Annotated in this window: 14 protein-coding genes and 1 other RNA gene; 11 read left to right on the top strand and 4 right to left on the bottom strand. The window is 38.9% G+C overall.

Going from position 1 to position 13,071, the window contains the following annotated elements; all coding sequences use genetic code 11:
• The first annotated feature begins 12 nt into the window (after positions 1-12).
• The 4 genes from ABS917_RS06135 to ABS917_RS06120 are packed head-to-tail and all read left to right on the top strand — an operon-like array spanning position 13 to position 3,406.
• On the top strand, positions 13-882 hold the full coding sequence (locus tag ABS917_RS06135; protein ID WP_350478172.1) for a triphosphoribosyl-dephospho-CoA synthase: 870 nt from the start codon (positions 13-15) through the stop codon (positions 880-882).
• Positions 836-1,132 carry a malonate decarboxylase subunit delta gene (locus tag ABS917_RS06130; protein WP_079523867.1) on the top strand — a complete coding sequence of 99 codons (297 nt, stop codon included), beginning with the start codon at positions 836-838 and terminating at the stop codon, positions 1,130-1,132. The genes ABS917_RS06135 and ABS917_RS06130 overlap by 47 nt, the downstream gene beginning before the upstream one ends.
• Positions 1,125-2,813, top strand: coding sequence for a biotin-independent malonate decarboxylase subunit beta (locus tag ABS917_RS06125; protein WP_350478171.1), 1,689 nt, complete (start codon positions 1,125-1,127; stop codon positions 2,811-2,813). Before ABS917_RS06130 ends, ABS917_RS06125 begins: the two co-directional genes overlap by 8 nt.
• Positions 2,804-3,406, top strand: coding sequence for a malonate decarboxylase holo-ACP synthase (locus tag ABS917_RS06120; RefSeq protein ID WP_350478170.1), 603 nt, complete (start codon positions 2,804-2,806; stop codon positions 3,404-3,406). Before ABS917_RS06125 ends, ABS917_RS06120 begins: the two co-directional genes overlap by 10 nt.
• 132 nt (positions 3,407-3,538) lie before the next feature.
• Here ABS917_RS06120 and ABS917_RS06115 read toward each other — a convergent pair whose 3' ends face one another.
• The 4 genes from ABS917_RS06115 to ABS917_RS06100 all read right to left on the bottom strand — a co-directional run bounded on the left by ABS917_RS06115 (position 3,539) and on the right by ABS917_RS06100 (position 5,785).
• Positions 3,539-4,069 carry a GNAT family N-acetyltransferase gene (locus ABS917_RS06115; RefSeq protein ID WP_350478169.1) on the bottom strand — a complete coding sequence of 177 codons (531 nt, stop codon included), beginning with the start codon at positions 4,067-4,069 and terminating at the stop codon, positions 3,539-3,541.
• A 175-nt stretch (positions 4,070-4,244) separates the two neighbouring features.
• A non-coding RNA gene (ssrS, locus tag ABS917_RS06110) (6S RNA) lies at positions 4,245-4,436 on the bottom strand.
• Between the two features lie 155 nt (positions 4,437-4,591).
• Positions 4,592-5,236 carry a YfbR-like 5'-deoxynucleotidase gene (locus ABS917_RS06105; RefSeq protein ID WP_483316049.1) on the bottom strand — a complete coding sequence of 215 codons (645 nt, stop codon included), beginning with the start codon at positions 5,234-5,236 and terminating at the stop codon, positions 4,592-4,594.
• Positions 5,237-5,596: 360 nt separating this feature from the next.
• Positions 5,597-5,785 (bottom strand): YjfB family protein, encoded by a 189-nt coding sequence (locus tag ABS917_RS06100; protein ID WP_350478168.1) that lies wholly within the window; start codon positions 5,783-5,785, stop codon positions 5,597-5,599.
• A gap of 374 nt (positions 5,786-6,159) precedes the next feature.
• On the opposite strand from ABS917_RS06100, the gene ABS917_RS06095 reads away from it, so the two are divergent.
• From ABS917_RS06095 to ABS917_RS06065, 7 genes are all read left to right on the top strand, one after another.
• The gene (locus ABS917_RS06095) at positions 6,160-6,903 is read left to right on the top strand and encodes a LysM peptidoglycan-binding and 3D domain-containing protein (RefSeq protein ID WP_350478167.1); all 744 of its coding nucleotides are present in this window, start codon (positions 6,160-6,162) and stop codon (positions 6,901-6,903) included.
• Positions 6,904-6,988: 85 nt separating this feature from the next.
• Positions 6,989-7,528: a superoxide dismutase family protein gene (locus ABS917_RS06090; RefSeq protein WP_350478166.1), complete on the top strand. Its 540-nt coding sequence runs from the start codon at positions 6,989-6,991 to the stop codon at positions 7,526-7,528.
• Between the two features lie 324 nt (positions 7,529-7,852).
• Positions 7,853-8,875, top strand: a complete 1,023-nt coding sequence (locus tag ABS917_RS06085; RefSeq protein WP_350478165.1) for a TAXI family TRAP transporter solute-binding subunit — start codon at positions 7,853-7,855, stop codon at positions 8,873-8,875.
• Between the two features lie 104 nt (positions 8,876-8,979).
• Positions 8,980-9,498, top strand: coding sequence for a DUF1850 domain-containing protein (locus ABS917_RS06080; RefSeq protein WP_350478164.1), 519 nt, complete (start codon positions 8,980-8,982; stop codon positions 9,496-9,498).
• A complete protein-coding gene (locus ABS917_RS06075) occupies positions 9,485-11,500 on the top strand; it encodes a TRAP transporter permease (protein WP_350478163.1) in 2,016 nt (671 codons plus the stop codon). The genes ABS917_RS06080 and ABS917_RS06075 overlap by 14 nt, the downstream gene beginning before the upstream one ends.
• A gap of 167 nt (positions 11,501-11,667) precedes the next feature.
• Positions 11,668-11,805 carry a hypothetical protein gene (locus tag ABS917_RS06070; RefSeq protein ID WP_014824892.1) on the top strand — a complete coding sequence of 46 codons (138 nt, stop codon included), beginning with the start codon at positions 11,668-11,670 and terminating at the stop codon, positions 11,803-11,805.
• 148 nt (positions 11,806-11,953) lie between these two features.
• The gene (locus tag ABS917_RS06065) at positions 11,954-13,066 is read left to right on the top strand and encodes an amidohydrolase (RefSeq protein WP_350478162.1); all 1,113 of its coding nucleotides are present in this window, start codon (positions 11,954-11,956) and stop codon (positions 13,064-13,066) included.
• Positions 13,067-13,071: the final 5 nt, after the last annotated feature.

Below are 13,071 nucleotides of genomic sequence, written 5' to 3'. Positions count from 1 at the left end.
GGAGCTGAAGGGATGAAACAGCATGTAATTTGTAAACGGATTGCTGATGAGGCTGTTGCAGCATTAATCGAAGAAGTTCAGTTAACACCAAAGCCAGGTTTAGTAGATACAGAAAACAATGGTGCACACAATGATTTATCTTTAATCAAAATGCAGAATTCAGCACATTCATTGCACAATACGTTTTATCAAATGGCAATGCTGAGTTTCAACAGACAGCCAACATTAGAAATTAGGGAACAATTTGGCGCAATTGGACGGAATGGCGAAAAGGAAATGTTTGCGGTTACTGAAAATAGTAATACGCATAAAGGGGCGATCTGGTCGATTGGTTTACTCTGCTCCGCAATTGCGAGAAGACAGGGCAAGGTACTCTTTCCGCAAGTATTTAACGATGCTGCGGAACTGGCCAATCTTCCGGATCAATATATTCCAATGTCCAAAACGAACGGGATCAAAGTAAAAGAGAATTATGGAATTCCGGGTGCCAGAGAAGAAGCGCAGCAGGCATTTCCCCATATTCAAAAGTATAGTTTGCCAACATTTTTACAGGCGGCTCAGAAGATGTCGCTAAGAGACGCGAAACTTACTACATTACTAGTATTGATCGCAAATTTAAACGACACCTGTTTACTTCATCGAGGCGGTCTTGAAGGATTGGAGTTTGCGAAACAGGAAGCGAAGAAACTGTTAACAAACTTTTCAATCTCTAATATGAAGAAACTTGATGAGTTGTATATTACACATTGGTTATCTCCAGGCGGATCGGCTGATTTGTTGGCGGCCACATTATTCGTAATTAATATGTCAGATAAACTGAAAAGGGGTGCACAGCATGGAAAAGTTGAATTACACATTTCAGGCAAATCGTCCGGTTACTAAGCAAGCACATATCGGGGTTGTAGGGTCGGGGGATTTAGAAATACTGATCCAGCCAATCGAAGGCTCGGAAACAAAAGTAGAAGTTCGTACAGGAATTACGGGTTATGCTGAAACTTGGCAAAAAGTAGTGGAGCGTTTTGTTTCTCAGCAGGATATTTTGGCTTCGATTAAGATTAATGATTTCGGTGCAACACCAGGTGTCGTATCGATACGACTTGCACAGGCAGCGGAGGTGGTTTTCGGTGAATAATTCTATTAAATTACCTGTGAGTATAGTAGAAAGTATGGCTAGAGAACGTGCACTTTTACTATTAGATGAAGGAACAGCACATGAAATATTAGGTCCATTCGACTTTTTTGAATCACCTCATTTAGAGGCGCAAAATATCGTGCCGCAAAGTGATGACGGAATGATCATAATGCAAGGGACAATTCGAGGTCGTCGTTCATTAGTTATTTCAATAGAGGGAAGTTTCCAAGGCGGGGGAATCGGTGAAGTTTCCGGCGCAAAATTTGCAGGTGCTTTAGAGCGTGCATTTGCGTCATGTGAAGCAGGAGAACTGACTTATCCAGTCATCATTTACGATACTGGTGGCGTCCGTCTGCAAGAAGCGAACTATGGACTTCTTTCGATTGCTGAAATAAGTTCTGCGATTGTTGCTTTAAAAAAATATGTACCTGTAATCGGCATTATTCCGGGGAAAGTCGGTTCTTTCGGAGGGATGTCGCTAACAGCTGGTCTTTGTTCCGCTTTAATCATGACACGAGAAGGGCGGCTTGGCATGAATGGACCTGAAGTAGTTCAGCAGGAGGCAGGTATTCAAGAGCTAAATGCAAAACAAAAACCTTTTATTTGGAAAATGATTGGTGGATCAATGCGCTACAATTCAAACTTAGTGGACGCTATCATTGAAGATGATGTAGTAAACTACTTGGATACGCTGGAAGACTTATGGGGAAAAAACAGCTTCAAACAAAGAACAACGGAGTACGATACATTTTTAAATATGCTGAATCATTTGCAGTTTGAGGAAAAAATCGGTACTGATGAAGCACAGGAAATTTTAAGTAACCGATCTGAATTGGCAATTGCTGAAGCAACCGTGGCAGATGGGGGAAATTCGAGCAGAGGCCGTACATGGTTTAATGCATTTACAAATAATGCACCATCGATCTCGGAGACACCATCTGTTTTAGTGGCAGATGCCCATTTAAATGGAGAAAAAGCCCGTTTTATTGCTGTAGTGCCAAACAGTGAAAGTAAATTTTACCGTGCCCGCAATGGGGAGTTTGGTTTGCAGGAAGCGTGGACCGTTGCCAAATATGTTCGTCAGGCAATTGAAGAAGATAAGGATTCAGCGGATAAAAGACTAATCGTTCCTATTGTCGATGTTCCGGGTCAGGCATTTGGCTATCACGAAGAATTATTCGGCATTTACTTAGCTTGTGCAGCAAGTGTTGAAGCGTATGCGTCAGCGCGTCAAAGCGGACATCCAATCGTTACATGTGTTGTAGGAAAAGCAATTTCAGGAGCATTTTTGGCACATGGTATGCAAGGGAACCGTATTATTTCACTTGATGATTCAGAAGTGCAAGTACATGTAATGTCCAAAAAGTCAGCAGCGCTTGTTACAATGCGTACTGTTGAAGAGCTGGATGAATTCGCAAAATCTGTTCCATCGATGGCGTATGATGTCCATTCGTTCCAAACGCTTGGCGCAGTACATGAGTTGATCGACGGTATTAACGCAGACGAACCATCCAATGAACAAGTTCAAAAAGTACTTCATTCTATTGCATCGGCAAAAGAAGATATTATTCAGTCGGGAGATAGATCGTTAGCAAATCGAATTCAATCAAAAGTAGCGGTTGAAAATGGTCGTAAGGCATCGATTGCTGTACGTGAAAAAATCACGCAACAATGGAACTAACTGTACATGATTTAGTGTATTTGAAGTCCATGGATCGAATTGAGTACTTCGGTGATTTTCCTGATTGGATGAATGAAGATGAAATGGCTCAAGGCATTGCTGTTGTGAGACGTATGAAAGTAGAGGATGGGAAAGTTGCGATAGGCTTTCGAGGGAATAATCGGTCGAAACGATTTGCAGCGATTACAGCTATTTCTAATATTAAACGTGTAATTCGGCCGTTTGATGTTCTGGTAAATTCATATCCTGAGACGCATGTCCAATCACTTACTTATATTGAAAAGGTATTGGATGACTTTAAATGGGGGATTGGCGGAAGTGTTGGTTTTTCGATGGCAACGGGAATCAACGTCTGTCATGAAAACAGTGATATGGACATTATTTTATACTGTGAAAAACTACAGGAGCTGGACGAATTGAAATCCAAGCTCTCTCAGCTGCAGAAAAGTGCTCGCCGTGTTGATGTCCAAGTGGAGATTTTAGGTGTTGGGGCAGTTGTTTTAGCCGATTATTTAAAGCACGATTCATTTATATTAAGAACGAGTACTGGCCCGATTCTGCTTGAAAAAGAGTCATTGTACTATAAGGAATAGGATAGTGATAACATCTTTTTCCTCATTAAATAACGAATGGTTATTTAATGAGGTTTTTCGTTTTGGGAAATTTTTTATATTAAAAATAAAGGCCTATATCTCATTCGAGATATAGGCAGGGAGGGAGCTAAATCAATCTGTTTTTAAACTTGAGTACATATTGACATCAATAAAGTTCCCTTTAGAAATTTCGAATTGTCTAAGAGTTCCTTCGAATTTGAAATTAAGTTTTTGTAGAACCTTGATTGAATTAACATTTGCAGGTTCAACCTTTGCTTCGATTCTATTCAGTTTCAAAGTTCCGAAAGCATAGTCCATTAACGCACGGATACCTTCTGGCGCAAACCCCATGCCCCAATAGGCTTTAGCGATGTCATAACCGATTTCCGCTTTCGCATTATCGAAATCTATAGAATTGAATCCACACGTACCTATTATTTCTTTTGAATTTCGCTCAATCATACTGAATCGAACAGCTTTACCAGCCTGGGCCAATTCCTCAAGTAGCTCAATCATTTCTTTCGCCTGAGCTTCATGTATAAAGCTCGTTATATTCATGAATTCAGTTACATGTGGATCAGACCATATTTTAAACAAGCTTTGGGAGTCTGAAATTTCCATTCTTCTTAAATGCAATCTTTTGGTATTCAATTCTTTTATCAATATTTTTACCTCCAATATTTTTAATCAGTTAGATAAAAAATATTGCCATCTGCGCATAGTTCAGTCCCTTCAAGGTTATAGGTTGTATATTGAATGATACCAAAAAAAGCAAAAAAAAAACACCTACACGTAAAGTCGTGTAAGTGTCTGTAAATTTTATGGCTATATTGCTATGTAAGCAGCCACATTGCCGTAGTTATTATAGAAAGTTTTAAACCACCACTCCTCAAAGTGGGTGTTCGCAAATGCTATCCTGTCTATCCTGAAGTCAAAAGAGTCCAGGCACGCCATTCCAACATCGATGTAAAACTCCCTGTATAAGTATAAAGGTTAAAACTTAATATTCGTACGTACAACGTAGCCTTATTGCTATCTTATAGTAAGTTAAATCGGATTGCAATAAAGTATGTTTTAAAAAAAAGTCAAATAATTTGAATGGATTTAGTGAAGATTTTCAAAAATAAAAAGGAGGATTTATTTAAAATAAAAAAGCCTTCCTTATTAATCGGAAGCCTTCTGTTATTATTCAATATGCTGTTGTAAAATATTTTCCGTTAAAAGTGCTATATCGATGACCGTTTTTTCTGTAACAACATCAGATAAAATTTCGTTGCGGAAATAATCTACGGATACCGGAAGATCTATCAACAGTAACTTGCTTAGTGCTGTTTCATACATATGAACAAACTCTTTGTCTGTATTCCCGCGCTTCAGCTCTGCGAATGACTCGTAAAACTGATCCAGCTTGTCTGCAAACTCAAGAAGTCGTCCTTCAATTGTCTCATCTTTGCCTTCTTTCATACGGTCAATAAATACATCCTGTAAATCAATTGGAATTTCTTCACGGATAAATTTCTCCATCATTTTCTCTTCGACATGTGAAAGCATCTGCTTAAGTTCGACACTTGCATGTTTGACAGGCGTTTTAATATCCCCAATAAAAACTTCGGCAAAGTCATGATTAATCGTTTTTTCGTATAACGATTTCCAATCAATTTGACTACCTGCACGTTCCTCCAATGTTGCGAAAAACATCGCATACTGGGAAACCTTCCATGAGTGTGCTGCCACATTATGTTCTTCGAATTTAAAGCGACCCGGACAGCGGATGATGCGCTCTAAATCATTTAAACTTGTAAAAAACGTATGGATACCTATAATAATCACTCCTTTTCCTTTATAGCAACAGTGTACTATTAGTTATACCCGGAAAATGTTTTTTTAAAAGTGTTTAACCGAAATTTAACGCAGCGTTTACATTTGGCATAAAGATTTCTAATAAAATGAAAAAACTTCATAAAAATTGATCGATTGTCTAATAAAAGTTGGATTATCTAATATAGTATGTAGAATTTCTAAAATGTCTCCTCGCTTTTCGAATATGTGATTCCGAAGTGCCAATAGCAGGCGCCTAATTTCTAATAAATAAAAAAATGTTCTAATATTCTCTGTCTGATGCCCGTAATACCGAATTTAAAACAGAAAGGACGCTCACCATCTGCGTGAGCGTCCTTTCTGTTTTTATAACTAAACCTGGACGTCAATCATTTGTCCTTTATAAGGGTGGGGTGCTGGAGTTGCTTGCGGTTGAGGCATTGCTTCAATCATTTGGACAGCAGTTGCCGCGCCGGTATTCATTGCCTTGTCTAAAATACTCATCTGCACAGTTTGCTGCAGTGATGCTAACTGTGCTGACATAATGGCGTTTAATTCCATAGTAATCCTCCTTTTCAATTATCCCGCATTAACGGGTAGTAATTTAAACCCAGTGGGATTGAGAAAAATCTCATTGTTTGAAGTTTCACTTTATATCGTCAAAATAGACAGAAAGATTAAAGAAACAAGCTGGTTTGTAATAAGTCTGAAAACAAATTCCCATTTATTTTTCCTTCTTTTCCTGTCACTTCGCAAAAAAATGGTAAATCTATGTATAAATCGCTTCAAATTTAGTAATAATTATCCAAAAGCCCTGCAATGTGCTTGTAATGCAGGGTTCATATCCGCGTCATCGTGTTGCAATGTATTTGCTGTAAGGTTATAGGAGAGTAAAAACAACTTAAATTTATTTGGAAATATGGAGGGACAGAAATTTGACAAAGAAAAAATTAATGGCAGTTCTATTGGCAGGAGTATTCGCTACAGGGGGGCTGTTTGCATCTCAAGCTTCTGCAGATACTTATACAATCCAACCAGAAGATACACTTTATAAAATAAGTAAGCAATTTCAGACATCAGTTGAAGAGATAAAGGAACTAAACAATTTAACGAGCAATACAATTTTTGTTGGGGATACATTAAAAATTGGCGGTCATGACGAGAAAGTATATACTATTGCACCAGGTGATACGCTGTTCCATATTGCATTGGCCCATGATGCAACAGTTGACCAGCTACAGAAATGGAACAATATCAATTCAGACTTAATATATCCGGGTGACTCCATTACAGTATCCGGGCCTCAACAGGAATATGCCAAGAGTGAAGTGAAAAGTGCGTCAGGCGGTACAGAGGCAAAAACTTCAACAAGTTCAGCTCCTGATACGGGAAGAACCTTGACTGTTGAAGCGACAGCGTATACAGCCTACTGTGAAGGATGTTCTGGAACAACGGCAAACGGTACGAATTTACGCGCCAATCCAGATTTAAAAGTAATTGCAGTAGACCCGCGTGTCATTCCGTTAGGAACAAAAGTTTGGGTTGAAGGATATGGAGAAGCAGTTGCAGCTGACACAGGCGGGGCAATTAAAGGGAATAAAATTGATGTATTTATTCCAGACCTAGGTAATGCCTACGAATGGGGCCGCCGTACAGTACAAATAAAAATTTTAGACTAATACGAAAAGAAGCCACTCAATTTTGGGTGGCTTTTTGTATATTCAGCCCTCTTTATTGAAATACTAGTTGTAAGGAGGGGATAGTATGCGAAAAATTAGCTTATTCGTATGTGTACTATTATTAAGCGGATGCAGTATGTTTCAAAAGGAAACCGTTCCGGTAAGTGCACCAGAAACATTATCTGCAAAGGCGCAGATGTACGATACAAAAAACAACTTAGTGGGTGAAATTTTATTTGAAGAATCTTCAAAAGGGGTCGAATTGACCGCTGTATTAAATAGTTTACCGCCGGGTGACCACGGAATTCATCTGCATGAAGTAGGGAAGTGTGAACCCCCTAGCTTTGAATCGGCAGGAGCTCATTTCAATCCTATGAAAAAGCAGCATGGCGTGGATAATCCGGCAGGCCCGCATTTAGGGGACTTACCGAATATTACTGCGGATGAAGCGGGTGAAGTGGAGTTGAATTTTGTGACAGCTGATTTTACACTTGAAAAAGGAAAAGAAAATTCGCTGTTCGATGCAGATGGCACGTCTGTTGTCATTCATGAAAAAGCAGACGATTATAAAACAGATCCGTCAGGAAATTCGGGTGCGCGAATTGTTTGTGGTGTAGTCAAGTGAAAATACTATGCTAAAAGTGAAATTCTTTTAGCATAGTATTTTTTTGTGTAAAATTTTATCTGTTACTATATGGGAAATATAAATTGAGGGGTAACAATTATTTTAAAATAATCTTATTTATGTAATTTGTATAAATGAACTGAATTGATAACTCTTATAATACAGTATTTACGAATATTTAAAGAACTGTTCGAGTATTAATCGGACAAAATATAGATAATAAAATATTAACAGTAAATTTGGAATTTTTAAAATAACGTTGACTTTTGTATAATTATGTATGTAATATGAATTTATATTTTACTATAAAGGGGGAAACTGCTTATGTTTAAATCTAAAAACCTACTTTTTCTGATGTTATTAAGTGCATTTGTACTCATACTGGCTGCTTGTGGTTCTGATGATGAAGGTTCATCTAAAACTGAAACAGATAATGAGACGAGCTCTGGGGAAGCTGCAACAGAAGAAGAGCTGGATTTTGAAGGTACAAAGTTTGTAAGTATTTTAACTGGTGGTACACAAGGGACTTATTATCCATTAGGCGGTACATTTGCTGATTTAATTACTACAGACACTGGGGTAAAAGCAACTGCTGAAGTTTCACAGGCGTCTGCAGCGAATATGACTTCCCTGGCAAACGGAGATGCAGAGGTAGCATTCGTACAAACGGATATCGCCTACTATGCAACGAACGGTACACTAATGTTTGAAGGTGAAGCAATTGATTCTGTAGTAGCTTTAGGTGCTCTATATCCAGAAACGGTTCAATTAGTAACATTGGCGGATTCAGGGATTAAAACATTTGCAGACTTAAAAGGTAAAAAAGTTTCTGTAGGGGCTCCAGGATCGGGAACATTCGCAAATGCTGAGCAATTATTGGAAATCCATGGTTTAACAATGGACGATATCGAAGCACAAAACTTAGACTTCGGTGAATCGACAGATGGTATTCAATCAGGTCAAATTGATGCAGCGTTTATTACAGCTGGTTACCCAACTGGTGCTGTTGAAGCATTAAATGCAACAAATGGCGTATATATTATTCCGGTTGAAGCAGATAAAGCAGAAGAGCTTATTGCAAAATATCCTTACTATGCAGTGGATAACATTCCAACTGGCACATACGGTTTAGAATCTGACATTCCAGCTGTATCGGTTGGTGCAATGTTAGCTGTTAAAAAGGAATTACCTGAAGATCTAGTGTATGCAATGACAAAAGCAATCTATGACAACACAGACAAAATCAGCCACGCAAAAGGCACATTCATTAAAGCTGAATCTGGCTTAGATGGAATTGGTATTGATGTCCACCCAGGTGCACAACGATACTTTGATGAGGTAAAGTAATTAGCGCGAGGCTGTCTAGAGTGTAATTTACTTCTAGGCAGTCTCTTGTTTTCTTTCCAGGTATGCTGCTAAGTTAAATAGAAATTAATTTTAGTAGGATGTTTATGAAAAAACTAACTATAGTTGTATTTATTATAATCTGTGCTAGCTTTGTACTTTGTATGATTCCGTATGAGCGTTCAATCATATTTATGGAAACTCGTTCAGAAAATCCGACTACCTATTATAAAGAACTGGAAGATGTTGACGAGTTTAAAATTATTTATACACATTCGATTCATTTAACAGATGTTTATGAAAGCTATGTAGCGCTACCTTCAAATGCAATCCAAATGCTTTCGATGGAATATTCGGATGTAGCAATCGGAATGCCGGGTTATGCGGAGGAAGGGCAAACGTTGCTTTACGAAAACGGAATATACAAACTTCAATACGACGATGCGAAATTAACCAACTTTGTACTACATATCGGAAATGTCGATTTTCGATTGGATTTGCAGCATAACAATGAAACAGTGGAACTGAAAAAATTTTTAACTCGTGGAAAATCTTATGACGTGCAAATTCAAAAACTGTCCTTGTATGAAAAAATGAAAGGAGTCGAGTTAAATGAGCAAAAATAAAAAAGAAACAACTGAACCACAACAAATAGAAGCATTGTCATTAGAGCAACAGCAAGAGTTATTGGAAAAGTTTGATATCGAATCCAATCAGCGAAACCCGCAAAACTTTATGAAATATGTCATTTATGTTGGGTTACTTGCATTTTCACTATTTCAACTCTATACAGCGATATACGGTCAGTTTCCGGCCCAAATTCAGCGTACTGTTCACTTAGGGTTCGCATTAACTTTTGTCTTTCTGCTCTTTCCGCTGCGCCGTAAATTTTCAAAAAGATCTATTCCTTTTTATGATTATATTTTAGCTATTCTGTCAGTTATTGTTGGTAGCTATTGGGTGATGAATTACGACCGATTAGTGAGAAGTTTAGGGAAGCTGGAGACGATAGACTTCTGGATCGGTTTATTTGCAGTCCTCCTAGTGCTGGAAGCTTCACGTCGGGCAGTTGGTCTGCCAATCGCTATTATTGCAGGTCTATTTTTGGCATACGCATTTTATGGACCGTATATGCCGGACTTTATGGCACACCGTGGGCAAAATTTAGAGAGCCTTGTAAATCTGATGTTTTACTCAACAGATGGTATATTAGGTACGCCGCTTGCCGTTTCGGCAACATATATTTTTGCATTCCTGTTATTTGGCGCCTTTTTAGTAAAGACAGGTGTAGGGGAATACTTTAACGACTTGGCGATTTCCGTTGCAGGAAAGTTAGTAGGGGGTCCAGCAAAAGTTGCGATTTTCTCATCTGCACTGCAAGGAACAATTTCAGGGAGTTCCGTAGCCAATGTAGTTACTTCAGGTGCCTATACGATTCCTTTGATGAAACGTTTAGGTTATGAGAAAAACTTTGCGGGAGCGGTTGAGGCGTCTTCCTCTACTGGGGGCCAATTGATGCCTCCTATTATGGGTGCCGCAGCGTTTTTAATGGTTGAATTTATCGGACGCGGTGTTTCATATTGGGATATTGCAAAAGCAGCAGCGATTCCGGCGGTTCTTTACTTTGCTGGTATTTGGATTATGACTCACTTTGAAGCAAAACGTTTAGGTTTACGAGGCTTAACTGATGAGGAAATGCCGAATCGTAAAGAAATATTCAAGAAGTTATATTTATTAATTCCAATTGCATTAATTATTGTAATAATGATGGCTGGAATTCCAGTTATTCACTCTGCACTTTATGGTATATTGGCTTGTGTTATTGTCGGATTTATAAACCCGGATGTAAAGTTTGGTTTTAAGGAAATCATTGATGCATTAGTAGACGGAGCACGTACTGCAGTACCTGTGGCAGCTGCTACGGCATGTGCCGGTATTATTGTAGGGGTGGTTGTAAAAACTGGACTTGGTTTATCATTGGCAAACAGTTTGGTTAAACTTGCGGGTGGCAGTATTTTAATCACCCTATTCTTTGTAATGATTGCTTCGTTAATCTTAGGAATGGGCGCACCAACTACGGCCAATTATGTTATTACATCAACGATCGCAGCGCCGGCAATCATTGCCTTGCTTGCTCCGGATGTACCGGCAAGTGCCGCACCGATTATCGTTGTATTATCTGCACACTTCTTTGTATTCTATTTCGGGATTATTGCAGACATCACACCTCCTGTAGCACTCGCCGCATTTTCGGCAGCTGCAATTTCAGGTGGAGATCCGATTAAAACAGGTATCCATTCTGCCAAGCTGGCCATTGCGGCATTCATTATACCGTATATGATTATCTTTTCACCGGCATTGCTTATGATTGACGTAACAGTTTGGGAAATCATATGGGTTGTATTTACAGCGATGATGGGAATGATTGCGATTGGTGCAGGGGTCATCGGTTATTGGTATCGCCCGATTAACTGGATTGAACGAATTATTCTAATTGCTGCAGGTGTTGCGATGATTTATCCGGAGTCTCTTTCTGATACAATCGGACTCATTGTATTTGCAATTATGTTTGTGATTCAATGGATGACAAAAAACAAAGTGAAAAGTTCAAAAATAGCAATCTCATAAAAGGTGAAGCGTCTGAAATTATTTCAGGCGCTTTTATACTTATCTCGAAAGTAGATAGATTTAATACTTTTTATGCATTAAACGCATTTATTTGTTGATTTTCTTGAAAAACCATTATATTATTTAAATTAATTAAAAATTCAAATAATTTAAAGGGGAGAAATGATATGTCAACACTTTTAAAGTCGACGTTTGAAACATACTTATTTGACGAAGAGGTGGAATTTGAGTTAGCCGAGCAGCAAGAGGTGACGGAAAGTGAAGAACGCACTCAATATCCGCAAGGATTCTTCTCAAGCTTATAAAGGAGTTTTTTAAATGAATTTAAAAATATTACGGCGTCTATCCAACGAAACTGTCTGGATAGATGTCGTTTTTTTAGGCACTAATAATGTAGTATGCAAAAATTGTACTGTATAATAGAAGTACTAAATAATATTCGAGGTGCGTTTCATGTTAGCGGTTAATTCTACAGAACAAATGATTTTTGATTGGTTTCAATATTTCCATGCAAACCCTGAAGTAAGCTGGAAAGAGATAAAAACAACAGCAAAATTAGCAGAAATCTTAGATGATATGGGCGTCAGCTATAAAAAATTTGATGATGTGACTGGCCTTGTCGCGGAAATCGGAAAAGGTGAAGAAACAATTGCGGTTCGCGCTGATATTGATGCACTATGGCAGGAAGTGGATGGCGTCATGCAGGCAAATCACTCTTGTGGACATGATGCAAACATATCAATTGTTTTAGGTGCGCTTTATGCATTAAAAAATGAACCTTTGAATAAGAAAATCCGTTTTATTTTCCAACCGGCTGAGGAAACAGGTGGCGGGGCACTGGCGATGATTGACCGCGGTGTAATGGAGGATGTTACCCATTTATTCGGTGTTCATTTACGTCCGATGGAAGAGCTGCCATTAGGGAAAGTATCACCCGCAATCTATCATGGTGCTGCAGCATTCTTAACTGGGACAATTACCGGCATTGATGCACATGGCGCTCGTCCGCACCAGGGGAAAAATGCAATTGATGTCGTTGTAGCGATTCAGCAAATGCTGAAAAATATCCATGTCGATCCATTTGAAGTATACTCAGCGAAGTTAACGAAAATTGTAGCAGATGGCGGAAGCGTCAATATTATTCCGGGTAATGCGACATTCTCGATCGATGTGCGTGCACAGAAAAATGAAGTATTGGCGCAAGTACAACATGATGTTGATAAAGGATTGAAACAAATTGCAGCGATGTTCGATATTGGGGTTGCATGGGATTGGATGGATGTTACACCAGGCGCGGAAGTATCATCAGAAGCTGCTGCAATTGCAGAACGCTCGATTGTAGAAGCACTTGGAGAGAAAAGCCTGGCACCGGCAGTAATGACACCGGGGAGCGATGATTTCCACTTCTATACAATTAAAAATGCAGAATTGAAGGCGACGATGATCGGCATTGGCGCAGATCTTGGCCCGGGACTCCATCATCCGAAAATGACCTTTGATGCAAAGGCATTGCTCGATGGCGCCAAAGTAGTGGCAACAACATTGAAAAACAGTGCAATGAAATAAGATGA

Source organism: Solibacillus sp. (assembly GCF_040273735.1).
In the GTDB taxonomy this organism is placed as follows: Bacteria; Bacillota; Bacilli; order Bacillales_A; family Planococcaceae; genus Solibacillus.
Note: the sequence above shows the minus strand (reverse complement) of the source record. Positions and strands in the feature narration are given on the sequence as shown.